Genomic DNA, 24,528 nt, shown 5'->3' with positions numbered 1-24,528 from the left:
CCTCCGGAGATTGACCGCCAATCCGACATCCCTCCCGTGGATTCCAGTCGGCCTGCCCGGAGCTGTCGTCCGGACCCGAGCCGTGACGGCCCAGAGGCTTTTGCTGTTGGTCCCGTAGCCACCGCTGATGGAGTACGAGGCCCTCGTCGACGTGTACGACCGCCTCGCGGCAACTGACTCGAACAACGAGAAACGGGACGCGCTCGCCGAGGTCTTCGCGGATGCCGGGGACATGCTCTCGCGGTTGGTCACGCTCGTCAGGGGGCGATTGTCGCCGGCGTACGACCGGACGGAACTGGGCGTCTCGTCGAGCCTTACTCTCTCGGCGATTCTCCGGGCGACCGGTGCCGCGGAGTCGGACGTCAGAGAGCGCTGGAAGGAAACCGGTGACCTCGGTGACGCGGCCGCCTGGGCGGTCGCCAACGGCGGTCAGCAGACGCTGTTCTCGGAACCGCTGACCGTCGAACGCGTCCACGACGAACTGCGAGAACTCGCGACGTACGAGGGAACGGGCAGTCAGGACCGGAAAGTCGACAGGCTCGCTGGACTCCTCGCAGACGCGGATCCGGACGGAGCCCGCTACGTCGTCCGGACCGCGCTGGGTCACATGCGCGTCGGTATCGGTGAAGGCACCATTCGGGACGCTATCGCGGTCGCGTTCCTCGATGGGTCCTCGGCGTCCATCACCGCCGTCGAGCGTGCCTTCCAGGTGACCACCGATTACCGCGTCGTCGCCGAGACCGCACGGGACGAGGGGCGTGCCGGTCTCGACGCGCTCGACGTCCAGTTGTTCCGGCCGGTCAAGGCGATGCTCGCGGAGAAGGCGGACGCACTCGAAGACGGGGTGCGCGACGCACAGAGCGACGGTCGGGCGCTCTGTGAGTACAAATACGACGGCATCCGGATCCAGATCCACGTCGACGGGGACGATGTCCGGCTGTTCACCCGTCGACTCGAAGACGTCACCGAGCAGTTCCCCGACGTGGTCCGGGCGCTTCGTGCTGGTGTCACCGTCGAGCGGGTCGTCCTCGACGGTGAACTCGTTGGGTACACCCCGGAGACGGTTTCGTCCGACCAGCGAACCCCGACCGTTTTCCAGGAGTTCTCCCGCCGAATCAAACGCGAGTCGGACGTCGAGACACTGGCACGGAATATACCCGCCGTCGTTCACCTCTTCGACTGTCTGGCACTCGACCGAACCCTGCTCGACGAACCGCTCGTAACCCGTCTGGATGCACTCGAATCGGCGTTCGAGACGGTCACACCGGCACCGGACGAACCGCGGGCCGGCTTGGAGCGGACCCGGTGGCGGTGGACATCGACCGACGATCTGGAATCCGCAGAGGCGCTGTACCGCGAGGCGCTGGATGCCGGCCACGAAGGGATAGTGATCAAGAACCCGGATGCCGCCTATCAGCCGGGTCGCCGCGTCGGACGGCTCCTGAAACTCAAGCCGACGATGGAACCGCTGGACCTCGTCGTTTCGCGCGCGAAGTACAGCGAGGGGCGCCGCTCCGAGCAGCTCGGCCGGCTCTACCTCGCCTGTTACGACCCCGAACACGACACGTTCCGCGAGGTCGGTCGACTCTCGACCGGCTACACCGACGAGGAACTCCGGACGCTGACAGACCGCCTCGAACCGCTCGTCACGGCCCGCGAGGGACGAGACGTCGAGCTAGAGTACGAACTGGTGTTCGAAGTTGAGTACGAGGAGATTCAGGCCTCGACGGAGTACGGTTCGGGTTACGCGCTTCGATTCCCGCGGTTCCTCGGCTTCCGGGACGACCTCGCTCCGGCGGACGCCGACACCCTGGACCGCGTCACCGCGCTCTACGACGGCCAGTGAGGTGGCGGTTGGCATAGGCACGGGCGCAAGTACCATTCGACATCGGCACGTAGCGACGAACGTGACTGTCAGGTACAGAGACGGCATCGAACTGACGCTCTCGGACGGGACACGCGTCGTCTGTGACGCCGACGACCTCGACGGCGACGTGAACGTGGTAACTCACGCACACGGCGACCACTACCCGGAGGGCGAGGCGACGGCGGTCTGCTCGGAACTGACAGCCGCGCTGGCGACCGCCCGGCGTGACGTGCCACTCCACCGGACGACCGACCCTCGGGTTACCCTCCTGTCAGCCGGCCACGTCGCCGGGTCCCAGGCCGCCCTCGTGACAGATCCAGACGGGACTCGATACCTCTACACCGGTGACATCTGCACCCGATCACGGTTCTACCTCGATGGATTCCAGCCACCGTCTGCGGACGTCCTCGTCATCGAAGCGACGTATGGGGAACCGGAGTACACCTTCCCGTCGCACGACGACATTGCCGACGACATCCACACGTGGCTCCGGGAGACCCCGGAACCGGTCATCCTCCTCGGATACGCACTCGGCCGCGCGCAGAAACTCCAGTTACTCGCCGCCGAGGCCGACCGCGAGCGCGTGTTCACGACCCCGGCTGTCGAACGAGTCAACGAGGTTATCGAGACTCACCGTGACGTCACCTTCGACGTGGACCACTACGGCGAGGACACCTCGTTGCGGGAGGGCGACGCACTGGTGCTTCCGATGACGAGTGGCCGCATCGACTGGGTCGACAGGCTGGCGACGGAGGCCGGTGCCGTGAAAGCGGGCTTCTCGGGGTGGGCGGTAGACCAGTCGTTCAAATTCCAGGGTGACTACGACGTCACGTTCCCGCTCTCGGACCACTGTGATTTCGCGGAACTGCTCGACGTAGCCGACACCGTCGGTCCCGAAACGGTGTACACCCAGCACGGCTCGGCGGCCACGCTGGCCGACCACCTGACCAGTGCCGGATACGACGCCACTTCGCTCCGGCAGAACCAGCTATCTCTCGGAGACTTCTGAGCGATTCCGTGCGGACCGAACGGTCCACCGCACAGCGACTGCCGCCGAACGCCGCCGAGGCGACGACCGGCGGTCCATCGTCGGGTCGCCGGCGTGTGGTCCCACCCGGAGCCGAGGCCCGTCGGTATCCCAGGCCGTGGTCGTCGGCCGGCCCACGACTCAGTCAGGGCCGGGAGTGCTCCGCGGTGCGACCCTCGCCAGTTCCAAGCATTTTCAATCCACTCAGCCTAAGCAGGACTACAGCAGTATGAACGACACAAACGCTCGGGGTCTCTCCGTGTATGCTACCTGAGCACCTGCCCTCGTCCGACACCCCGTCGCTCGAACTTCTCGTCGTGCCCGGCGCGGCCGTCCGTGAGTACGACGCCGACCCGACGGTCGCCGACGCGGTTTCCGCCACCGATGCCGATGCGGTGCTTCCGGTCCCGCCACACGAGAACGTCGTCGCGCAGCGCCTCCTTCACGCCGTCGAGCAACCAGTTCTTCGTGCAGACCGGGGGATGCGACCGAGTACAGTCGCCACACCAGACGGCGAACTCGTCGTCGTCGTGGCCCCGGCCCCCGCCCCCGACACACTGCCGGAGACGCCGGCCGATCTCGGACCGGCCGAGACCACACCGCGCCGTGTCGTCGTCGTTTCGAACGCCTTCGAGATGCGTGTCGTCCCACGAAACCGAGAGACCGTGCTCGACGGGTTGGCCGCCTATCTCGCGGAGATACCGGACGCTTGGCAGCCCTCACCCGACGACAGTGCGGAGACGCCTGCTGTCGTCCACGCCTCCACCATGGTCGAAGCCGGACACACGACCACACAGCAACTCCCTGCAGCCGCCGCTGGTCGCCAGTCCGGTACCGGCAGCAGGACGGCCGACCCGCCCGGCAGTGCCGCCGAGGTGAGCGTCGACGTACTCGGCGTCGGCCAAGCGTCGAACATGGGTGCGGCCGCCGACACCACCTCTCACGACCTCCTCCACACCACGCTGTACGCCAGCGGTCACGTCACCACGACGCCGCTGGACCCCGGGAGTTTCGGCCTGCACGCCGTCGAACAGGTCGGCGATGCCCGTGCAGACACACTCCGCTCCCACGGTGTCAGGACTGTAACTCAACTCCGCGACATGAGTGTCGACGCCGTCGCAAACACACTCGACACCGGCCAGGCCACCGCCCGCACCGTCACGACGTCTGCGGAGGCGCTCACCACCGGTACCATCGTCCGGACGTCCGCAGCCTCGCTCCCGGACGACCCGGTGTTTATCGACATCGAGACGGACGGGCTGGGCGCGTCCGTCGCGTGGCTGGTCGGGGTGCTCGACGGCGGCTCCGACAGCGACGCCTACTATCCGTTCCGCCAGCAGACTCCGGGTGACCCGACTGCCCACCTCGAAGGGTTCGCCACCTGGCTACAGGGCATCTCACGGTCACGCCCGCTGGTCGCGTGGAACGGCTACGGGTTCGACTTCGACATCCTCACCGAGCAGTTCCGCGAGCACTGCCCGGACCGACTCGAGGAGTGGGAGTCCCGCCGCACCTTCGACCCGCTGTACTGGGCGCGCAACAGCGACAACGCCGTGCTGCCGGGCCGGTCGAACAGGCTCGAAGCCGTCGCCGAGGCCATCGGGTGGGAGCCACAGACCAGCGGGGTCGACGGCGAAACCGCCGCGACAATCTACACCCGGTGGCGCGACGCCGCCACCACTGCCGACCCCGGCGAAGACATCCCCGAACCCGACTGGGGCCGGTTGGAAGCGTACTGCGAAGACGACGTCCGCGCGCTCGCGACGATCTACGAGGCAATCGGGGACGCCCCCCTTCGCACAGCAGGCGGCGAGGACGACGTGTCCACTGGCCGTCAGGGTTCACTTTCGGATTTCAGCTGACAATGTCCGACGACACCATCTATCCGACCGACGACACACAGCCCGGCAGTCCGCCGGACACGCACACGCGGTCGTCTCGACCGCCCGAACTGCTGGCCGACGGTGGCCAGAACACCGGCGCCGACACCGACACGACGGCCGTACCTGCCGGCGCCCGACAGGACGTCCTGTCCGACGACGCCCTCCAGCGGTCGTTCCCCGACTACCAGGGACAGATCGTCGAGAGCCGGCGGCTCCCGCCCGAGCCCGCAGACACCGTTCCTGCCGACGACGTGCTCCGCCCGGAACTAGCTGCACAGATGGCGTACGACCTGTTCACCCACCAGGCCGAAGCCCTCCGGAAGCTCGAGACAGGCGACAACGTCGTCACCACTACCTCGACGTCCAGCGGGAAAACCTGGATTTACGCGCTGCAGGCCGCCCGCAACCACCTGCAGGACGACCAGGCCACCGCGCTCTGTCTCTACCCAATGAAAGCCTTGAGTCGCGACCAGGAGCAGGAGCTGAATACGAAACTGCGCGACGACTGGGGACTTGACCTCAGTGTCGGTGTGTACGACGGCGACACGCCGAGCGACCGGAAGCGCCGCATCCGTAACGACTGCAACCTTATCATCACCAACCCCGCCGGGCTGAACGCGTATCTGCCGCGGCACGCGCGGGATGGCGGGTGGGCGCGGTTCTACAAACATCTCGACCTGGTGGTGGTAGACGAAGCCCACGAGTACACTGGCATCACCGGCACCCACGTCGCGTGGATTCTGCGCCGCCTCCGCCGGGTGGCCGCCCACTACGACTCCCGCCCCCAGTTTTCGATGACGACAGCGACGATCGGGAATCCAGCGGCGCACGCACGCCGGCTCACCGGGCTGGAGTTCGGAGTAGTCGAGGACGACGGCAGCCCACGCGGCCGGCGCGACATCGTCCTCTGGGAGCCGCCCGTCGACTGGGACCAGGTGGCCGACGACGACACGGACGGGCAGGCCGCCCCGAACGGGGACGCCGACCAGCTCTCCGACTTCGAGGACGCCCGCCGCTCGACTGGGTCCGAAGCCGCGAAAGTCACCGCACACCTCGGAATGAACGACACACAGACGTTGCAGTTCTGCTCGGCCCGGCAGGGCACGGAGATTGCCGCCAGACAAATCGTCGACGCAGCGGACTCGCACAGCCGCTCGGGACGCGTGGATGCGGAGGCCTACCATGCCGGCCTGGGCAAACGCACTCGCCGCGGTGTCGAGAACCAGCTGAAAGCGGGGCAGGTAGATGCCGTCGCGTCGACGAACGCCTTGGAACTCGGCATCGACATCGGGAGCGTGGGCGCCACCGTTACCAGCGGGTACCCGGGGACCAGACAGAGTTTCTGGCAGCAAGTCGGGCGCGCCGGCCGCGGTGAGTCCGACGCGCTCTCCGTGCTGGTCGGGAGTACCGACGCGATGGACGCCTACATTCTGGATAACCCGGAGTACCTGTTTTCGGGGTCGGTCGAGAACGCTGTGGTGTCCATCGACAACGCCAATGTGTACGCCGACCACGTGTTGGCGGCGGCAGCCGACTTCCCGTTGACCGACGACGACGCGTCATTCCTCGGCGGCCACGACCGTCTCGAAGGAATGGTAGAGATGTGGCAGGACGCCGGCGTACTGGAGTCCACGAGCAGCCTGGACTCACTGGGTGGCGTGGTGTACACCGGCGACCCGCGCCCGCAGAGCCGTATCTCGATGTACGGGACCCGGGACATGGAGTACGTAGTGGTTTGTCGGGACGGGGACATCGACCACGACCCGGTGGCGCCTGAGAGCGCACATCGCGACTATCACGAGGGCGCACTGTTCTTACACGCCGGCCAGCAGTACGAAGTCGTCGACATCCACCGGGACGCCCGGATCCCGCGGATCCACGTCGAAACGGCCGACACCGGGCTGTACACACAGACGCTCTCACAGAAATCGATCAGCAACCTGCAGCCCCGCGACCACCGCTCGCTCGACGGCGGGATCGACCTCTACTTCGGGCAGGGCACGGTCGACGTCACGTACAACGAGTACGTGGTGCGGACGGTCAGTACCGGCGAGCTCGTCGAAGGGCCACTGCCAACCGGGTCGCCGCCGCTGACGCTACACACGGACCTACTGTGGGTGTCGCTGCCTGCGGATCACATCGACACGACACTCGACCGGCTGGACGAGCCGTTGCTGGAGCCGACCGACCGCGCGGGTCGGGACCCGCTGGTTCCAGAGGGTGAAAAACGGTACACGTACGGCGGCGGGATTCACGCAGCCGAGCACGGCGTGATCCAGCTGGCGCCGCTTGAGTTGCTGATCGATAACAACGACATCGGCGGGTTGTCGATGCCGGAGCATCCCGACGAAGCCATCCCCGGGCCGGTCTGGTTCGTACACGACGGCATCGACGGCGGCATCGGATTCACGCGGTCAATCTTTGACAACTTCGAGACGATCCTTCGACGGACCCGCGAACACATCGCAGGGTGTGACTGCGGGCAACGTCGCGGCTGCCCGATGTGCATCATGTCCGAGGACTGTGGCAACCAGAACGACCCGCTGGACCGCGCGACGGGCCAGCTCATCATCGACGACGTGATTGCGGCGCTGGACAGCGAGGCGGGCAGCAGCGACGACGAGTCGACGTCAGAGCCGACGGAGTAAACGGTGAGATACCGTCTGCGCCGCCGACCCACCCCGGCCTCACACTGCTGACCGGCATCCGAGTGGGAAACCGGACACTGATTGGGCTCGGTGATGGTCGCTCGCGGGCAGGACAGGTGTGTGGTCTCGTGACCCGGGACTGACCCCGAATCGGCCGTGTGTAAGGCTTATTACCGCTGCTACCCGAACATAACTACGACAATGTCGCTGGAGCGGCCCCGTGACGAGACCCCGCACGACTGCACTGCAGTCTGTGACCCTCCACGACTCCCAGTGCTCGACGGGGGCACACCACAGACGCCTGGCTGTGCCGTCCCGAGTGTGACCGCAAGAGCATCAGGTGGGGGTCACGGAACGACTGCAGGGGCGCCCGAATCGAGTGACCGGACCGTGGAACCGACAACCGGACCGGACTGGAATCGCCGAATCGGCGCCGCTGTCTGAGGATGCGAACGCTGCGCGTCAAGCTCACCGTCCCTGCTGCCGACGCGCCGGAGTCGGCACGGCAGACGTTTGCGACACTCTCGGAACTCCACGCCGACCAGGCGATTTTCCAGGTCAACCGGACGGCATACGTCGACGAGGAGACCTGGGGGTTTCAGGTCCAGTACGAAAGCGAGTTGCAGACCAGCAGGGAGTACGTTCAGACGACGTCGCTCGCGGAACTCGAGCAGGTGATGGCCCGACTCGCGCCCGCGTCGTTCGAGGAGCGCGTGACCGACGACCGTTGACAGCCTCCTCCGCCCGCAAACGGCGGTATCGTATCCGGTGTGTCGGACCGGGAGAGCAAAGCGGCCTTCTCTGAGAGTACGACCGTCACGTCGGTGCTGGCGATGCCGTGTTTCCCGCCGTGACCGACGGGGTGAAACACCGCTTTGAGAGTCCGGGTCGAAACCGATACAGGCTCTGTGGTCCGGTACAGAACGTATGGAATACGAAACCGGGAGTAGTGAATCGGTGAGCACGGCCATCGTCCGTGCTGTCAGTGCCGTAGATGGTCGGCAACCCAGTTCGCTCCCGCCGTTGACCGACGTCTATCTCTGGCCTGGGGTGGTTACACGGTGGCGACACCACCGAAGACGACACGACGATCGAGCGACTGTTGGGGGTCGACCGCTCGACACTCCTCGTAAGCTCTATTATGCCGCAAACGAAGGGCGGACAGGCGATTTTCGGCGAGGGATTCGGGAACGGTCTGGTCGTGGTCGCCCGAAGACTCATGTCGCAGAGGCTCCTGACTGCGCGGGACCCCACGGCGTGAACTCCCGACGACCATCCACACCGGACGCCCGCCTTCCACTCGTGCCGCCGACTTCTCGACGCGGTCGTTCGTGTGTCTCTCACACAGGCGACAACGCGGGGTTCCAGGTCTGTTGCGGGAACAGCCGTTCGCGACCCGAGTGTGGGTGGCCGAATGCGCCCGCGGCCGTCCACCGTCTTCTACAGGCGGAGCAGGCCGAGCGCCTCGGGGTCGGACGGAAATCAAAGATTTCCGTGATGGCGAGAATCTTCGATTCTCGAACCACTTGACCCCAAGATGGTCCACACAGTTCGTCGAGAGTACACGCCTTCCGACCACATTTTCAGTCGATCACATCGGGTTAGAGGAAGCGTCTGCTTGGGAGGAGTGTGGAAGCCACCCAAGCAGACAGCGAGATAGAGGAAGAGCACCTGCTTAATTTTGTCGTCAACAGTCTTGACGAGGAGCTTGCGATAGACCTTGGTGAGGACGTTGAGGTCACGACAGAGACCTTATACGAGGTCCTCGCCGGCGCCAGCGCCGGCGGGACCTCGATCAACCACGTCTGCGAAACGACAGACGACTCACCGCACGCCAACACCGTCCGGGGACATCTCACCGACCAGTTCGACCTTGACACTGTTGAGGCGGTTGGAGACACGCTGCTTCAACGAGATGCGCTTGAGACACTCCTGGATCGACCGGTGGAGGTCGTCGCCGACCTCCACCTCGATCCCTACTACGGCGACGAAGACGAGACAGAAGCGCTGTACTCATCGGAGGCGAAACGCGGAACAACGACGTTTCACGCGTATGCGACGCTGTACGCGCGGGTACGCAACAAGCGGTATACGCTGGCGGTGCGCCAGCTTGTCGCTGGCGACACCACCAGCGATGTCCTCGCTGAGTTCCTCGAACTCCTCGACGGCCTTGACCTCGGCGTCAAGGCCGTCTACCTCGATCGCGGATTCTACAACAGCACCTGTCTCGGACTGCTGTCCGCGCACAACTACGCCTACGTGATGCCGATCGTCAAGTGGGGCGAGACGATTCAAGACGAACTCAGCAGAGGCTGGAGCCGCGAGATCGAACACGATCTCGCCGGCGAGGTGACCTTCCCCGTGTTCATCGACTGTGTCTACCAGCAGGGACGATACGACGAACACGGGGTGGCGCGTCACGGCTACGCCGCTGACGCGCCGTTCATCGACACGCCACGGGATGCCCGAGAGCACTACAGCAAACGCTTCGGCATCGAGTCGAGCTACCGATTAGCCAAGCAGAGCCTCGCGTTCACCAGTTCTCAGGATGCTGGACTACGGCTGGTGATGTTTGTCGTGAGCCTGCTGCTCCAGAACAGCTGGCGGTATCTTCACTGGAAGTACGTGGCGGCGCCCCGCCGCGGGGGGCGCCGCCTCTGGCAGTGGTCGTTCACGGAGTTCTGTGAGATGGTGCTGCGGGCCGCCTGGACAGCACTCGGTGTGCGCAGTGCTGTTCCAGCGAACCAGCCACTCAACGACCGGTTCTTTCGGTAGCTGTCCACCGATCCGGACAGCGGTCGTGAGTGGCAACGCTGTCGCGTCGGCGGCAGTCCGCCGCCGACAGCGACAGTCCATCCCGAAGATTACGCTCACCAGCGCTTCGAAGACGCTCCACGACCAGTTCGATCTGATTCACCGCCATCAGACACGATTACGCGGCTGTCGATGTGATCGACTGCATTTTGACTCGTTCGACCACTCTCGAGGACGGCCCCGCGAGCCGTCACCCGCCCCCGCCGCGCTGTCGATCCTGGTCACACGGAGGTCGTCGTGTGTCGACAGGTGGTGCTGCACTTTGAGCGTCCGCAGCAGTGCCGGCTTCGAGAGCACACTCTTGCCGTCCTGAAAAAGCCTGGTACTCGTCGTGTCGATTGTGTTAAGTTAGGAGTGAGGCGGTCGTTGATTCGGATGGTTATGACCGAATTAGACCGCCTCAGCAAGTCTACCGAGTGGGTCGAGTTGGAGTTTATGCAGCGAGAGCGGACACCCGAGCAGATCGCTGAAGTGGGTATTCAGCTCCATCTTGCTGGGCTATCACTCTCGAATACCAAACAGTATCTTGAGAGGTTTGGTGTCGAACGGAGTCGGACTGCCATCCATAACTGGGTGCAGAAGGCCGATTTACAGCCAACCAGTGACGGAGCTCCGAATCAGATCGCGGTCGACGAGACTGTGATTCAAATCAACGACGAACGACACTGGCTGTACGCCGTCCTCAGAACGGCATAGGCGTTCTGTTGGGCTGCACGAGAGCTTCGCTCTCGTGAACGCCGTCGATCCTGAGACCAATAAATTCCTCCACGCGCGGCTGTTTCAGACCAGAACCACGCAACTCACTGTGCTGTCTCTCCGTGAAATCCGCAAGAAACAGCAGGTCGAGCAGGCAACCTTCCTCGTCGATAAAGCGCACAACCTCAAAGCCGCGCTGGAGCACCCGGACTCCGATTTCAGACAACACATCACGGAAATCGGAATGCCATCGAACGTGTGTTCCGCGAGGTAAAACGCCGAACCTCTTCGTTTTCAAATACGTCCGGTAACGTAGAGCCACCGACAGCAGAATCGTGGCTCCAGGCCTTCGCCGTCCGGTGGAATCAATGCCAAAGTTAACACGATGGAGCTACACCCAGTCGAATCCTAAAACCGGGGGATGTCTCGTCGGTCCGGAGAGTCCGACCACTGTCCCGTCTCACCCATCGAGAACAACAAACGAATTACTGTTACGTTGAGACGACTGTGGCCGGCTTCTCACCTCCACCGACTGCGACCGACGGACACGATTTTCGATTCGTAAACTCGCGCGAGCAGAGCGGTTCGACCCGTCGCAAATTCGCCACCCAGTTTTCACGTGTCAACGACCCGTAACTGGCGACGATGAACCCTCTTGACGGGTAACGCGGACCGGTCGGCCGCATTCACGCGGGCACACTGAACCGTAGTTCCGAAGCCCGTTTCCCGACTGGACTCTATCTCTGCACTCCGACGACGACCTCGCTGGCACTCGATCCGCCGCAGCGGCTCCGACGCTGGTCGCCGGGTAGCGTCTGCCGACGACCTACCATATTCTGCCTCCGACGGCCACGGGAACTTCCCCTACCGATGCACCGATGCCCTGCTCGTTCGGTCGAACGGTGTCCGTTGAGGCTGTCTACCGCGGCGTGTGGAGCCGACAACGGGCGTGAGACGACCAGTCTCGCGTATTATCGGGGCGCAGAGATAACATTACTAACGGTGTTATTATTTCGGTGACTCTCGGTAGTCGGTCCGAACACACCTCTCGGGCACCCCTGCAGCCGATCGCGACACTGACACTCGACACGCTCGACCGCGACGCGGACTCGCGCAGGCCTCAGACCTGTCGCCGTCACCGAGACAGTGCTCGAAGAGGCGTACGAACTCGACTTCGACGCTGCCATCGAGCTGAAGTGGGAGGATTTCGACAACAGAGAGCACCTCAACGGCGAGGCGTTTCTCGACGAGTACGGACTCGACTGACGACCGTTCGGCCCACGGTGGGCACAGAACCCGCACGGACTCCGCGTCCGGAGTTGGTCGTGACGGCATAAGCATACCACACAAAAAACATACAGCACGGATAAGTATCGGTAATAATTCGTAGTGAGGTGAACAGTTTTCAAAAGACGAAGCCTACGGACGCTGCTAGTAACGAATCCGCGGAGAGCGCTCCCGCTGACGGTGGTGGTGCTGCCGTTGTTGGTCGTTGTCGACCCAGCCGCTGCCGGCCTACCGATGGAGCGCTCGTCGGGACAGGACATCGAGTTCGACTGAGGCGGCACTCGGCGGCCCGAATACGAGTTGGTCGAACCGTCCGCAACGTGTCCGACTGTGGCGGCGCACCGCTGGACAGCGCATCACTCGGAAGCCCGTCGTGGGTCGTTCGGTGGAACTCACGGCTGCCCGTTACAACCAATTCGCCGCTCGACGAGGACGACCACTACACCACTGTCGACTCCACCGAGAACACCGAGGCGCTCGGGAGGCCAGACGACGCGCTCGCAGGCGCTGGCTCTGTGGAGTGCTCAGTATTTCTCTCCCGACGTAGCCTCGTCGAATTTCGAGGGCACCAATGGATCTATGCCCGTGTTCACCGCGACGCTGCCGCTCGTGACACCGAAAGTATGACTGAAGCGACTCAACGAAACCGTACGTGTGCCTGCGTGTGGCGTCGTGTCTGCCGTCGGTCAGTCCTCGTGTCGGGTCGGGGCATTTATGCAGCACTGCGGCCTGACTTTTTCCTGACAATCTCGACGTTGTGACACTGCCGACAGGCGTACTCGGTGATCCTCGTCGTCTCGTCGTTGTAGTTCATGTCCTCGCCACAGCAGGTACACCGGATCATACACTCTTCTACACTGTACCCACATTATTAATCGTTATGGTTATGCCGAGTTCGACGACCCGTACCGGTTCTGCTCGGCGACCGGCGGGACCATCGCGACCACGGCTACTACCTGGGCACGGTCGTCAGCGACCTCGAACCTGTCTGTGCGTGGGGAATCGACCAGACCGCAGCATACCCCATCAGACAACCGAGAACGGCCGGCAGGTGTACCGTGGCCGCGGACGCCTTCCTGACCCGTGTCGATGAATGTAATGATAGACCATAATAAAATTCAATACACACGAGTCCATACGATGCGTTGTTATGTGTCACGGCGATCGATTCCAGACACGAACGACCGAGGACGAACCGACCGCAGTCACCGACACGACCGACGAGATTGAGACGGACGAGTCACCCGAACGCGACCGCGGGGAGGTGCCGCGGCCGACGACGTCCACGCTCGCCGCTCCGCTGCGAGCCTTCCGCCGTGTCAGGGCGGCGCTCTCGCGCTGACGTCCGGTCCGTCGCTCAGGCGTCGCTCCGACGAACGGGACACGCACCACTAATCGTATTTTTTGTCAAACTCCTGCGCGAGTACAACCTCCGCGTCGTGCCGCCTCCTCCGACGGCCCGTGGGTGCGGTCACACTGCGTTTAGCTCATCCCGGCCGGGACGCGTTGAGCGTCGTCGTGAGTTGGTGTCGCGTTTGGAGCCCAATCTGGAACCGGTCGACCGTGTCTGCCTGGTGCTCCGGGCACGCCGGGACGACAACCGCGCCGTCCGCGACCGGAATCATCGGTTGCGTCGGATTCCGGACTGCGAGCCGACAGCTGGGACACTGGATGCCGCCAGCCGGCCTATGCTGGAGGAGGTCGGCCGACCCCCGAGTCGTGAGGCCACAGGTTGCAGCGAACTGTTCGACGTGCTCGTCACAGCCGACGAGCGGGACCGTGAGTTCGTCGACGAGGAGAAACGAGAGCGCGTCCCGGGTCTGCCCGCCGACAAACAGTGCGGTCCGGCACGCCTCACACTGGATGGGCGGTTCCGCCGACAGGTCGTCCGACCGCTGCTGGTACGTATCCATGAGAACGATTTCGGTAACTGTATGTACTGGACAGAGACTCCTAAATGATGTGACTCTCCGGGCCGCGGACACGCCCCGGCCTGCCAGCTCGGTCCACGCCGGGCGGGCGCGAGACGACCCGGGCTGACCGGCCACGGACTGATACCTGCGGAGGCTAATTTACACGCATGGCGAACTCAGACACGGTCCTCGTGGTCGGCGGTGGTGTGACGGGTGCCGGCGTCGCGCGCGATCTCTCGCTTCGCGGCGTCGATGTGGTCCTGGCGGAACGGGACGGTCTGTCGAGCGGCACGTCGAGTCGGTCACACGGTCTCCTCCACAGCGGGGCCCGTTACGCGGAGTCGGACCTGCGCGGTGCCGAGGAGTGCATCCAGGAGAATCGCATCCTCAAATCGACTGCGGGTGCCTGTATTCGAGACACCGGCGGCCTCTTCGTCCAACTCGCCGCCGACGACCCGGCGTACTTCGAGCGGAAGCGCGAGGCCTGTGCGGACGCCGCCATCGAGACGGAACTGCTCGATGCCGATGCGGTCCGTGAGACCGTCCCCGAACTCAGTGCGACCGTCGAGCGCGCGTTGTGGGTCCCGGACGCGGTCGTCTTCCCGTCCCGACTCGTCGCGACGAACGCGGCCGACGCGGCGGCCCACGGTGCGCGCATCCTCCCGCACTCGCCGTTAGAATCGCTTCGTGTCCGGAACGAGCAGGTCGTGTCGGCACAGCTGGGCGGGACCGCAGACGAGACAATCGAGCCGGACTACGTCGTGAACGCGGCCGGCGCGTGGGCCGGCCAGGTAGCCGCCATGGCCGGACTCGAGGTCACGATGGCACCGTCACGCGGTGTGATGATTTCCGTCGCGTACGACCAGTGTGAGCCGGTGTTGAACAGGTGTCGTGTCCCCGACGATGGCGATATCGTCGTCCCACACGACGGCGAGGTCGTCCTCGGGACGACGAGCGTGCCGGCGTCGGACCCGGACGACTGCGAACGTGCCGACTGGGAGGTCGAGACCTGCATCGAGGAGTGCGCGGCCATGCTACCCCCGGTCGCCGACGCCGAGATCACGCGGACGTGGTGGGGTGTGCGCCCGCTCTACGCGCCGGACGAAGCGGGGCAGGACCGGCGCGGCATCTCGCGGGGCTACAGTCTGCTCGACCACGCCATGGACGACGTCGAGAACGTGGCCAGCATCGTCGGCGGGAAACTGACCACCTATCGCCGGATGGCGGCGGCGACCGCCGACCTCGTCTGTGACCGACTCGGCGTCGCCGCAGACTGCGTGACCGCCGACCGGCCACTCCCCGGCCACGACGACCCGGCCCGACTGGACGAATACGTCGCCCGGTTCGACAGCCGGGGCCCGACGGACGCCGACATCGTGAGCTGAGAGAATGCGCCGACGGGTGTCGGCGTCCACTCACAGCGTGCCGACGGTGTCCAGTCTGAGCGACCGCCCTATACGACCGACAGCGTGGGTCCGTCCGCTCGTGTGATGATGCCCGAACCCGACACCGTCCGTGACCGCCTCCAGAAACCGACGGTATAGATGGAGGGCCCACAGATAGGCAGTCGACGGTCCGTTTCCGAGCGAACCGGCTCGTCTCACGACCGAGTTCTACACGCTTGTCAGTCGCCTTGAGCAGTTCGCGAACTGGTTCAGCGCGGCGCCAACTATTATTGGCTGTAAGACATTACAATACTATGGGTGTGCTGATCGCAGTCAGCGACGATACTCAGTTTGAGACCGTTCTAACCGTGGGAGTACAACTGGCCGTTGGGTTGGGTCAAGAGCTGTACGTAACCCACATAACGGCGACTGAGACTGCATCTGGCGACGAGCAGGCGTTCCGCGATAACGTTCGGGAGTCGCTGTCGGATGTCGACGTCCCAGTCGAAGTCGACCTCGAGCATCTGAGTCGTGGTGGACTCCGCCCGGGAACAGCCGTCGGCAAGCAGCTTCTCGAAATTGCAGAGGATACGAGCATCGAACATATCGTAATTGGGCACCGGTCGAAAAGCCGGTTGAGCACAGTTCGTGAAGGACACACTGGCTTCGTCGTCGCCCAAGAGGCAGCAGTCCCAGTGACAATCGTTCCTGACACAGTGGAGTCGTAGGCGATACGTTGCCCAGGACTCGGCCAGGACAGGTAGTCCCGGTATCGAGAACTGACCAGCCAGTATAAGCGTGGCCGTCTGCGTTCGCTGCTGCACCGACTCTCTCCGTTTGGCATGCGACTTCTGTCAACCAATTTGAAGTTTTCGGAGCCGAACGGTTGCATTTCGAGGGCTGCAATCCCGCTGTTTCAGTGGAAACGACGAACGCAGCAGGTAAATCGCAGACTCGTTAGACGTCCCACGTCTAGAACACGGTGTGCGACCGCTGTTCGGTTGCAGTGCCGTCGGGAACCGATTCGTGTCGGTAACCGACGCTGTGGGTGGTGAGGCGTCCTCGGACGCACGTATGCCGTCCGCGGTACATCTCTCGGGACGCGCTGCAGTCGTCGACGAGCTCTCCGCATCGACACATTCTGGAGTCCTTCGCACTCAATGGCCCCTGACAAAATTCTGGACCACCGCTGGGCAGCGTTTATGTACGTCGTAAATATAACAATTAATCATGGGTCATATTATCGGCACGGTCTCTGAAGTAATGTCGACCCCCGTCATAACGGCTCCTCCTGCCCGGACGCTCACCGCGGTAACCGAACAGCTACTCGAGGAGGGTGTCGGTTCGGTCGTACTCGCCACGGAGACACCAGACGGTATCGTCACCAAAACGGACCTCCTGGCGGGACACTCGACGTATGACGCCCCAGCCGAGCAACCTGTTTCAGCCGTGGCCTCGACGCCCGTGGTGACGATCCATCCGGACCAACCACTGTCCACCGCTGCCCGCAGACTCGATGAGCGCAAAATCAAGCATCTGGTGGTCGTCGACCAGGGAATCGAGGGGGTAGTTACGACGACCGATATCCTGAATCAACTCGGCTCGACGACGACGGGGCTACTCAACGAGGTGGCCGCCAGCGACGAGTGACTGGATGCTGGAGTCAACCACGACACGAACTCGACTCCCGATGTCCACCTGTTCGGACACCATAGCGCCGACCCGGCCGCTGCGTTTCTGCGCGGATTCTGTGAGTGACACGATCTCTCGAACGCGGTGTTCCTCGCCGGTCAACTCGGCTACCGGACCGCCATTACCTGAGTAGGGCCGAACTGTCGGCTCAACTATACCGACCGATTGGAACCCTATTGGAAAGTGGTTCTACACGCTCTCTGTCCGCTTCGACCGTCTTTCGATAATACTGGTTTTGACATTTTCCAGACCGACGCAGGTGTGCCAGCCGTCTCTTCAAGCGCCGCCTGAGTCAAATCAGCCGACGTTCACCGCTATACAAACCCCTGAGGCGTGACCGGCGGTTCAACGGACTCGAAGATTTATAGATATGGGGTGTGTTTGCAATAGCCATGGAAGACGAAACGAACGGACTCATACACCTATACCACGGGCCTGGAAAAGGAAAAACAACGGCAGCGGTCGGCCTGTGTGTTCGTGCGCTGGGTCACGGACAGACGGTCACCCTCCTCCAGTTTATGAAGGGCACCGGCAACGAGGTCAACCAGTACGGAGAGGTGCAGTTGCTCATGTCGCTCGACGACGCTGTCGTCAAACAGTTTCCGACGGGGCACGCTCAGTCGGCGGACGCCCTCTCCGACGCGGAACAGGAGGAGTTGAACTCTGCGCTGGATATCGCCACCGAAACGCTCGGTGACGGACAGAGTGATCTGGTCGTCCTCGATGAAATACTGACGTTGCACTCAATCGGGGTCATCGACGAACAGCGACTCCTCGCGGTGCTCCAGAGCAAGGCCGACTCGGTTGAACTGGTCATCACGGGCCGCGAGGCGCCGACAGGGGTAATAGATATGGCCGACTACGTGAGCTACATCGGGTCGGTGAAACATCCATTTCAACGTGGAATCAGCGCTCGGGTCGGTATCGAGTACTGACCGACAGCCTCAGTTTCCGGACACGTGGGACGCGTAACCCGTGAACCGCCACGGGGCCGAGCCCCGATGCACGCGGCCTGATCAGTGTGTAACCTGAGAACCGTCGGTGAGCGATACACTGTTACCCAACAGCCACACAGCACCGGTAATGATCTCCGTCTCGTTGTTCTGCACCGTCGAGTTCGACGGGACGAAAACGAGCCAACCGCAGAGCATCATCGCGAGCGCATTCAGGAATGCAATGGTCGAAGCGGACCTGCAGTACCAGTCGCTTTCCGCCGAAAAAGAGGATATGCTGAACGAGTACACCGAGACAGTGCCAACACGAGCAACGGTGACGTTGACTGCCGAAGCAATCGATACGGATGCTGTCGCGGACTTTCGACCGTGGATCGAGCGACAGATGAACCATCACGCAGGAGATTCCGTGTACGGAGTCACGAGTACGGCACTTTCCTGAACAAGAGCAGCAAGTAGTGCCTCGTATTATTTCCGATACTCCATCCAAAACCGGAGGAGCGCGCGGTCCTAACGAGCAGCGGTATGGACGCCGACAGCTCCCGCGTCGACATCACCCGGCAAACTCACCGTAGGCTCGGCAGTTCGCTTGCTCCGAACTCGCCTTCGCGATCCGGGTGTACAGGCCGCTCGATGTGCCACGAGATTCTACTCCTTGGCCGGGTCGCAGCCGAGTTGCTGTCCACAGTCCGGGCAGACGTAGACGACGTTAAATACCGATTCTGTACTCCGTATCGACTCGGCGTCACAGTCAGCACAGGTGACTTCCATGCGTTCTCGGTTCAATAGAGGGCATGAGAGGGATTAAGACTGTTGTAGTTTTGACCGCCTCCCACGGCTGAGGCCGTGGGCTTTCGCCTCGTCACCGCTGTACCACGCTGCTGGAGCGCTCTGTACGCAGCACAGCGCCTGTGTCAGTTGCTGCGGACTCCAACAGAGCCGGATGGCCTGTAGCTGACCGGTTCGCTTCTGCGCTTTTTACTTGACCCACGTTTGGGGGCGACTGATAATCCCACGAACCCACAACAATGGGAGCGAGCCACAGATTGTGTCCTCTGCCGGGAAGCCTCGTGCCTGCTTCAGTGGTTTGAGCATCCGGTTGCGGACATCCAGTCCCCATACTCATGTTCGGGGACAGAGGGTACAAAACGACGACTGGCTTCCACAGCGCCGAATGGCTCGTCAACGGCGCCGAGGCCGGACTGGTCGTCGTCGTTCACGAGAAAGGGGCCTGCCACCCCGGCTGGACTCCTCGACACTGTGACGATTATCGGCGGCCGGTCGATGTCGCGCGTACTCGACCGCGAGGCGTGCGGGGACCGACCCGTCGTAGCCGACGAGAAGTGACGTCCCTCGGTTCCGTCACGGACGGACGTGAATCCGGGCGCAGTCGGTCCCGTCAGCTTTGTGTCAGTGGCCCACCTATACCGCGTATGACAATCGACGCGCTAACCGGCGACGCGGTGCTCGCAGCGCTAGCACGGTGTGAGCGCCGTGCGGTCCCGACGGTGGCCCTCGCCACCGACCTCGACGCGCCGAAACCGTACCTCACCACACATCTTCAGCAGCTAGCCTGCCAGGGACTGGTAGGGTTCAACACCCACCGCGGCGTACGCCGTTGGCGACTGACCGCGGCCGGGCGAGCGGCGACCCTGGACGGCGACCGGTCAGGAGACTAGACGGGCCCGTTCGACGGGCAGTGACCCGCGCTCGGTCGGCGTACCGAGAGTCACTCCCGGCCAGGGCGTGGTATGCGCTGCTCGGGTGGTCGGCTTCCGTGTCGCGTTGGACGGCGTCTCGACACACGGCCTGCCGGCACCGTACCGAACCGCGGCACGGGTAGCGGAACTGTGGCCGGGCGCCGTCTCTCTCGGCCAGTAGCTTCTCGCAGACCGCCTCTGTGGCGTGGCCCCTGTCACAGTAGCTTCCTGCAGCGTGTCATAAAATACGTATCACACCCTCTACCTGGCGATTGTACAGCCCTCAATTCGCGTTGAAGCCCGTGAATTTGCTATTCACAACTTCTATTCAGGAATGATTCCATGAATTATATGCGTTGAGGACTATTGTATGACAGGCTCTCCTGAGTAACTCGACGACCGGACCCAGACCCGGACCCTGTCCCGGCGCATCACAGCCCCGTCAGAGACGGCTGCGGGGCACGCCTCGTCTCGCCGACCGAGACTGCGGAGCGATTGTCCCGAAAACGGGAGTGAATCGGTGTGTTCAGGTGGCTAGCGCCGAAGTGTCGGACGATGGGCTACGACGGACTCCTGCTCGACCACGACGGGGTCATCGTGACGCTGGCCGACCGGGCTGCGATCGACCGCGCGGCCGGCGCCGCATTGGAGGCCGCGGGGATCGACGACCCCGACCCGGCGGACGTGGACGCCATCAGCATCGGCGTCGACCCTGCTGACGTGCGCCAGTTGGGCCGGACCCACGACGTCGACCCGGCGACGCTGTGGCGCCACCGGGACGACCGGATCGAGACGCTGCTCCGGGCGGCGACCCGTGATGGGCGAAAACAGCCGTACGAGGACGTGGACGCGCTCGCCGGAGTCGACCTGCCGCTCGGGGTCGTCAGCAACAATCAGACCCGGATCGTCGATGACGTACTTACCTACCACGGACTCGCGGCCCTGGTCGGGACGGTACGGGCACGCGACCCGACGCTCGCGAGCCTCGACCGCAAGAAGCCCGAACCGGACTACCTCACGGCCGCGATGACCGACCTCGGAATCGACCGGCCGCTGTACGTCGGTGACAGCGAGAGCGACGTCGAAGCGGCTCGCCGAGCCGGTGTGGACGTGGCGTTCCTGCGGCGCCAACACAACGCGGACCGTTCGCTGGCCGTCGAACCGACATACGACGTAGCGAGTCTCCACACAGTCGTCGAACGACTCTGCGAGGCGGACTGAGGTGACGGACGATAGATGAGGGTCCCCGCGGATGCGGGCGACAGCGTGATAGAGACACCCCGATGTAGAGGAGACGGGGCCCTCTGCCCGGGCAGTTTCCCGTTCGTGGTGCGCCATCGACTCGGTGCCAGTGGCCGGGTCTGTCCAGACGCCGACAGACCGCCAGTAACGACGGAGCGACGGCTTCGATTTCGGCTTCCGCCGCATCCTCGTTTGGCTCGAAGTGGGGAGTCGCTTGGGCGACTTTGTCGGCCAGCGTCCGTGCGAGGTCGGCACTGTTGTGCCGGTCACGGACTTCGATAGCCGGGCGCATCGTCGCAGGACTGCGATTCTTGTAGACGCCCGCTGCTGACCCGTAGTGCCACTGGGCGGGGGCGACGATGTCGACCCCGAAGCCGACCTCCTCGCCGGCGTCGGTCAGGGCGTCATCGAGCCCCATAGGACCGTCAAACACAGCCAACTGGCCCGTGTCAGCTCTTCCCGCACAGCCCTCTTGATGATTCAGCCCTTTCATAGAGTAATGACTGAGACATCGACGAGCGGGTGGTGGCGCTGAGCCTGTCGAGTCTCCGCGCGTGGTCACCGCCGGTCCTCGACGCCCGATACCGCGACGCCGGCTTGTTCGTCCTGCTGGCAGTCCTGTTCGGCGGGTCGTTCATCGCGATCAAGACCGGGCTCCGGGAGCTGCCGCCAGTGCTCTTTGCGGGCCTTCGGTTCGATATCGCGGCCGTCCTATTGGTCGGCTACGCCGCGCTGACACGGCCACGGTCGTCGTGGCTTCCCCGCACCCGCGGCGACTTCCTGGGTATCGGCGTCGCCGGACTGTTCCTGGTCACGCTGAACAACGGCCTGCTGTTCCTGGGCCAGGGGCCGACCACGCCGGCGATGGCGTCGGTGATGTACGGGCTGAACCCCGTGCTCGCGCCCGTGTTCGCGTGGTGGCTGCTCGGTGACCGCCTCTCCTGGGTGGGCGCACTCGGCATCGGCGTCGCGCTGGCCGGTGTCGTCGTCATGATCCAACCCTCGCCGTCGACGCTCACGAGCGCGAACACTATCGGGCAGTTGCTCGTTCTCGGTGCCGCCAGCGCGGTGGCGCTTGGCTCCGTCCTCCTCCAGCGGGTCGGTCCCCGGATGGACAGCCTTCCGTTGACCGCGTGGGCGATGGGGCTGGGTGCCGTCCTGCTCCACGGCCTCAGTCTCGCAGCCGGCGAGCCGGTCGGCAGCGTATCGCGGATGGGGACGGCGACGGTCCTCAGCCTGCTGGTCGTCGCCATCCCGTCGACCGCCGTGGCATACCCCATCTACTTTGGCCTCATCGGTCGGGTCGGGCCGGTCCGGACGAACCTCGTGGCGTACGTGGTCCCCGTCGTCGCGGCCCTGTTCGGCTGGCTCCTGCTGGCGTCGGGGGTCACGGTCTGGACGGTCGTCGGCTTCCTCGTGGTCGTCACCGGCTTCGCACTGGTCGAGCGAGCGACCCTCCGGGCGGAAGTCGTCCGGTTCAGGCGGCGTCTTAGGGACGATAACCTGCCGTCGAGTCCGCCCTCGCGTGACGACTGAGACGGCAGCGCACGGACACTCTGGACGGGGCGGGCGCACCTGCGAGACGATGACAGACCGGAGTCGTTCGTGTCACGGGTCGTCAGTACGGTTGCGACCGATACTGTTCGCACGGCCGACGTGAGCTTTTTTAGACTGGTGGCGGTTCTCGGGTTGGCAAACGAACGCGAGGGTGTCGGCCAGCCGTCCGCTGGGGACGTGACGTGGTATCCCGGCGAGCCGCGGCACGCGGTCAGCCGAGGAACTGTCGCTGGCGGGCACCCCGGCGGATAGCCGTCCTGAGCGCGTCGTCGTCGTCCTGTTGGAAGGCGTCGATGGCCGTGTCGGTCGCCGCCCGGTGTGTCTCCTCCGGGTCGACGTCGACCATATTGGCGGCCGTCTCGAGCGCGTCCTGGGACAGGTCGAGCACGTCGGTACACCGCGGGTTGTAGTATTGGGCGGCGTCACGGAGGTTCTGGAAGAACGCGGGGAACACGTCGCGGACGAACGCACGGTCCTCGTCGGTGAGCGCGTGGCATCCGAGGAGCGTCGGCGGGCAGCCGACGCTGTACAGCGCTGCAGTGTAGCCGATGGCCCGCGGGAGAGCGTTCTCGCCGACCTCGCGGGAGTAGCCGAACAGGCCGATGTGGAGCTTGCGCGCCCGCCGGTCAGGCACCGCACTCGACAGCCGGTTGACCGTCGAGGCGATCGCGTCCACCTGGTCGGCGTAGGCGGTTGCCGTCCGGTCGACGATGTCGAGTGCCCGTTCCTCGTCGAACGCCGGCGGGGCCGCTCCCAGTTCGGCCTGTTTGAGCGTTTCGATGCCCTCGCGGACGGTCTCGATGGGGTAGTCGTACTTGAACGCCGACTGGACGGTAAACGTCTCGACCTCGGGATAGGCTTCGGTGACCGCCATGGCCCGTTCGGGCGTCAGGTTGCCCCTGAACGGTGCGGACCCGGCACCGAGCATCGGGTGGATGTCGATGTCGCGGTCGTCGGCCATCCGGTAGAGCCGTTGGAGGCTCACTTTGTTGATGAGGTCGGCAGCGAGCGAGCCGTAGTTCAACGCGGGGTCCGACCGGGCGAGGAAGACGCGCACGTCGGTGAGTCCCTGCGCGGTCGCGTAGTCGCCGACGATGTCGTCGGCCTGGAGCAACGCGTCGCGCTGTTCGATCAGCGGGATGACGCCGATGGTCGCCGGCCGGAACTCGCCGACCCAGTCCTCGACGGTTCGATCGCCCCAGACCGTCTCCGCGCCCTTGCCGGCGACGAACGACCGGTAGTACTCGTGGACGGCATTGAGCTGGTCGGCGTCGGTGACCATCGGGATGATGACCTCGAAGATGGGTGGGACCGTCTCGATGTCGCGGTCCTCGGCGAACAGCTTCGCGGCGTCGAACGACCGCGGGATGCTCTCCAAGATTTCGAGCAGTATCTTCGCCTCTGAGACCTCAAGATCGGGGTTCGGCCCCCGGATGGTCAGCCGGAAGTCCTCGCCGAGTCGCGTGTCCGTGAAGAAATCGTCGTACCGCGAGAGGAGCTTCTTGACCGCGTACTCGTCGCCCTCCTTGCCCTCGAAGTCCCACATCTGTTCGTCACAGCCGAGATGGGAGGCGACGTAGTACCCCTCCTGAATCTCGTCTTCGCCCTCGATGACGTCCCCAGCGGTGAAGAATGGGAGCGTCGCGTTGTCCGGGTGTTGTGTGCTCAGCACCCGCGGGATGTCGGTCATAGACTCATATCGGCGTCGAGGAACTAAAACCCCGAGCCAAACGGGAGGGCGGTGTTCAGATAAGGATGAAGAGTGAGGCGGTGTGTTTTCTGAGTGATCTGTGCCCGAAAACACACGCCTCGGCGGTAGTATCGACCAGATCGACTTAGAGTTTGTTGAACGCGAGGCGACACC

At 64.0% G+C, this 24,528-nt stretch carries 19 protein-coding genes and 4 pseudogenes; 19 read left to right on the top strand and 4 right to left on the bottom strand.

Translation table 11 applies throughout. From position 1 onward, the window contains the following. The first annotated feature begins 127 nt into the window (after positions 1–127). The 8 genes and pseudogenes from MU521_RS19835 to MU521_RS19805 all read left to right on the top strand — a co-directional run bounded on the left by MU521_RS19835 (position 128) and on the right by MU521_RS19805 (position 11,316). A complete protein-coding gene (locus tag MU521_RS19835) occupies positions 128–1,846 on the top strand; it encodes an ATP-dependent DNA ligase (RefSeq protein WP_092695227.1) in 1,719 nt (572 codons plus the stop codon). 61 nt (positions 1,847–1,907) lie between these two features. Then, a complete protein-coding gene (locus MU521_RS19830) occupies positions 1,908–2,876 on the top strand; it encodes an MBL fold metallo-hydrolase (protein WP_092695225.1) in 969 nt (322 codons plus the stop codon). 281 nt (positions 2,877–3,157) lie between these two features. Then, positions 3,158–4,756 (top strand): ribonuclease H-like domain-containing protein, encoded by a 1,599-nt coding sequence (locus tag MU521_RS19825; protein ID WP_092695223.1) that lies wholly within the window; start codon positions 3,158–3,160, stop codon positions 4,754–4,756. 2 nt (positions 4,757–4,758) lie between these two features. Beyond that, positions 4,759–7,425 (top strand): DEAD/DEAH box helicase, encoded by a 2,667-nt coding sequence (locus MU521_RS19820; protein WP_092695221.1) that lies wholly within the window; start codon positions 4,759–4,761, stop codon positions 7,423–7,425. A 446-nt stretch (positions 7,426–7,871) separates the two neighbouring features. Beyond that, positions 7,872–8,156: a hypothetical protein gene (locus tag MU521_RS19815; RefSeq protein ID WP_092695219.1), complete on the top strand. Its 285-nt coding sequence runs from the start codon at positions 7,872–7,874 to the stop codon at positions 8,154–8,156. A 299-nt stretch (positions 8,157–8,455) separates the two neighbouring features. Then, positions 8,456–8,686: pseudogene (locus MU521_RS21730) on the top strand (TrmB family transcriptional regulator); the annotation flags it as partial. A 368-nt stretch (positions 8,687–9,054) separates the two neighbouring features. After that, positions 9,055–10,200 carry an ISH3 family transposase gene (locus tag MU521_RS19810; protein WP_092695217.1) on the top strand — a complete coding sequence of 382 codons (1,146 nt, stop codon included), beginning with the start codon at positions 9,055–9,057 and terminating at the stop codon, positions 10,198–10,200. 420 nt (positions 10,201–10,620) lie between these two features. Continuing rightward, positions 10,621–11,316, top strand: a pseudogene (locus MU521_RS19805) (IS6 family transposase). Positions 11,317–12,934: 1,618 nt separating this feature from the next. Here the strand turns inward: MU521_RS19805 and MU521_RS21545 are convergent. Continuing rightward, a complete protein-coding gene (locus tag MU521_RS21545; RefSeq protein ID WP_281187072.1) occupies positions 12,935–13,066 on the bottom strand; it encodes a hypothetical protein in 132 nt (43 codons plus the stop codon). Positions 13,067–13,372: 306 nt separating this feature from the next. Here MU521_RS21545 and MU521_RS19800 point away from each other — a divergent pair, with 306 nt between their 5' ends. Continuing rightward, the gene (locus MU521_RS19800) at positions 13,373–13,564 is read left to right on the top strand and encodes a hypothetical protein (RefSeq protein WP_092695215.1); all 192 of its coding nucleotides are present in this window, start codon (positions 13,373–13,375) and stop codon (positions 13,562–13,564) included. Between the two features lie 145 nt (positions 13,565–13,709). On the opposite strand, the gene MU521_RS19795 is transcribed toward MU521_RS19800, so the two are convergent. Then, positions 13,710–14,135 (bottom strand): hypothetical protein, encoded by a 426-nt coding sequence (locus MU521_RS19795; protein ID WP_092695213.1) that lies wholly within the window; start codon positions 14,133–14,135, stop codon positions 13,710–13,712. A gap of 167 nt (positions 14,136–14,302) precedes the next feature. Here MU521_RS19795 and MU521_RS19790 point away from each other — a divergent pair, with 167 nt between their 5' ends. The 6 genes and pseudogenes from MU521_RS19790 (at position 14,303) to MU521_RS19765 (ending at position 18,607) form a co-directional block, all read left to right on the top strand. Next, positions 14,303–15,520: an FAD-dependent oxidoreductase gene (locus tag MU521_RS19790; protein WP_092695211.1), complete on the top strand. Its 1,218-nt coding sequence runs from the start codon at positions 14,303–14,305 to the stop codon at positions 15,518–15,520. 314 nt (positions 15,521–15,834) lie between these two features. Further along, a complete protein-coding gene (locus MU521_RS19785) occupies positions 15,835–16,248 on the top strand; it encodes a universal stress protein (RefSeq protein WP_092695209.1) in 414 nt (137 codons plus the stop codon). Between the two features lie 535 nt (positions 16,249–16,783). After that, positions 16,784–17,170 carry a CBS domain-containing protein gene (locus MU521_RS19780; protein ID WP_175452947.1) on the top strand — a complete coding sequence of 129 codons (387 nt, stop codon included), beginning with the start codon at positions 16,784–16,786 and terminating at the stop codon, positions 17,168–17,170. A 39-nt stretch (positions 17,171–17,209) separates the two neighbouring features. Continuing rightward, positions 17,210–17,429: pseudogene (locus MU521_RS19775) on the top strand (transposase domain-containing protein); the annotation flags it as partial. Positions 17,430–17,604: 175 nt separating this feature from the next. Beyond that, a complete protein-coding gene (locus tag MU521_RS19770; RefSeq protein WP_092695205.1) occupies positions 17,605–18,147 on the top strand; it encodes a cob(I)yrinic acid a,c-diamide adenosyltransferase in 543 nt (180 codons plus the stop codon). Between the two features lie 148 nt (positions 18,148–18,295). Continuing rightward, positions 18,296–18,607 (top strand): hypothetical protein, encoded by a 312-nt coding sequence (locus MU521_RS19765; RefSeq protein WP_092695203.1) that lies wholly within the window; start codon positions 18,296–18,298, stop codon positions 18,605–18,607. 206 nt (positions 18,608–18,813) lie between these two features. Here MU521_RS19765 and MU521_RS21540 read toward each other — a convergent pair whose 3' ends face one another. Beyond that, positions 18,814–18,936 (bottom strand): hypothetical protein, encoded by a 123-nt coding sequence (locus tag MU521_RS21540; protein WP_281187071.1) that lies wholly within the window; start codon positions 18,934–18,936, stop codon positions 18,814–18,816. A gap of 662 nt (positions 18,937–19,598) precedes the next feature. On the opposite strand from MU521_RS21540, the gene MU521_RS19760 reads away from it, so the two are divergent. The 3 genes from MU521_RS19760 (at position 19,599) to MU521_RS19750 (ending at position 22,643) form a co-directional block, all read left to right on the top strand. After that, positions 19,599–19,844: a hypothetical protein gene (locus MU521_RS19760; protein WP_092695201.1), complete on the top strand. Its 246-nt coding sequence runs from the start codon at positions 19,599–19,601 to the stop codon at positions 19,842–19,844. A 576-nt stretch (positions 19,845–20,420) separates the two neighbouring features. Continuing rightward, entirely contained in the window at positions 20,421–21,086 is a 666-nt protein-coding gene (locus MU521_RS19755; RefSeq protein ID WP_092695199.1) for an HAD family hydrolase, read from the top strand. Positions 21,087–21,632: 546 nt separating this feature from the next. Continuing rightward, positions 21,633–22,643: a DMT family transporter gene (locus tag MU521_RS19750; protein WP_245681232.1), complete on the top strand. Its 1,011-nt coding sequence runs from the start codon at positions 21,633–21,635 to the stop codon at positions 22,641–22,643. 232 nt (positions 22,644–22,875) lie between these two features. Here MU521_RS19750 and ppcA read toward each other — a convergent pair whose 3' ends face one another. Then, positions 22,876–24,354, bottom strand: a complete 1,479-nt coding sequence (ppcA, locus tag MU521_RS19745) for a phosphoenolpyruvate carboxylase (protein ID WP_092695195.1) — start codon at positions 24,352–24,354, stop codon at positions 22,876–22,878. A gap of 100 nt (positions 24,355–24,454) precedes the next feature. Between ppcA and MU521_RS21725 the strand changes: the two are divergent. Continuing rightward, positions 24,455–24,528: pseudogene (locus MU521_RS21725) on the top strand (IS6 family transposase); the annotation flags it as partial.

The organism is Halorientalis regularis (assembly GCF_023698535.1).
In the GTDB taxonomy this organism is placed as follows: domain Archaea; phylum Halobacteriota; class Halobacteria; order Halobacteriales; family Haloarculaceae; genus Halorientalis; species Halorientalis regularis.
This window is presented reverse-complemented; position numbering and strand designations above follow the sequence as displayed.

Bases quoted from the DNA above. Each gene is read 5' to 3' on its own strand.
- MU521_RS19835 (WP_092695227.1), top strand. From the start codon at position 128: ATGGAGTACGAGGCCCTCGTCGACGTGTACGACCGCCTCGCGGCAACT.
- MU521_RS19825 (WP_092695223.1), top strand. From the start codon at position 3,158: ATGCTACCTGAGCACCTGCCCTCGTCCGACACCCCGTCGCTCGAACTT.
- MU521_RS19820 (WP_092695221.1), top strand. From the start codon at position 4,759: ATGTCCGACGACACCATCTATCCGACCGACGACACACAGCCCGGCAGT.
- MU521_RS19815 (WP_092695219.1), top strand. From the start codon at position 7,872: ATGCGAACGCTGCGCGTCAAGCTCACCGTCCCTGCTGCCGACGCGCCG.
- MU521_RS21545 (WP_281187072.1), bottom strand. From the start codon at position 13,066: ATGATCCGGTGTACCTGCTGTGGCGAGGACATGAACTACAACGACGAG.
- MU521_RS19800 (WP_092695215.1), top strand. From the start codon at position 13,373: ATGTGTCACGGCGATCGATTCCAGACACGAACGACCGAGGACGAACCG.
- MU521_RS19795 (WP_092695213.1), bottom strand. From the start codon at position 14,135: ATGGATACGTACCAGCAGCGGTCGGACGACCTGTCGGCGGAACCGCCC.
- MU521_RS19790 (WP_092695211.1), top strand. From the start codon at position 14,303: ATGGCGAACTCAGACACGGTCCTCGTGGTCGGCGGTGGTGTGACGGGT.
- MU521_RS19785 (WP_092695209.1), top strand. From the start codon at position 15,835: ATGGGTGTGCTGATCGCAGTCAGCGACGATACTCAGTTTGAGACCGTT.
- MU521_RS19780 (WP_175452947.1), top strand. From the start codon at position 16,784: ATGTCGACCCCCGTCATAACGGCTCCTCCTGCCCGGACGCTCACCGCG.
- MU521_RS19770 (WP_092695205.1), top strand. From the start codon at position 17,605: ATGGAAGACGAAACGAACGGACTCATACACCTATACCACGGGCCTGGA.
- MU521_RS19765 (WP_092695203.1), top strand. From the start codon at position 18,296: ATGATCTCCGTCTCGTTGTTCTGCACCGTCGAGTTCGACGGGACGAAA.
- MU521_RS21540 (WP_281187071.1), bottom strand. From the start codon at position 18,936: ATGGAAGTCACCTGTGCTGACTGTGACGCCGAGTCGATACGGAGTACA.
- MU521_RS19760 (WP_092695201.1), top strand. From the start codon at position 19,599: ATGACAATCGACGCGCTAACCGGCGACGCGGTGCTCGCAGCGCTAGCA.
- MU521_RS19755 (WP_092695199.1), top strand. From the start codon at position 20,421: ATGGGCTACGACGGACTCCTGCTCGACCACGACGGGGTCATCGTGACG.
- ppcA (WP_092695195.1), bottom strand. From the start codon at position 24,354: ATGACCGACATCCCGCGGGTGCTGAGCACACAACACCCGGACAACGCG.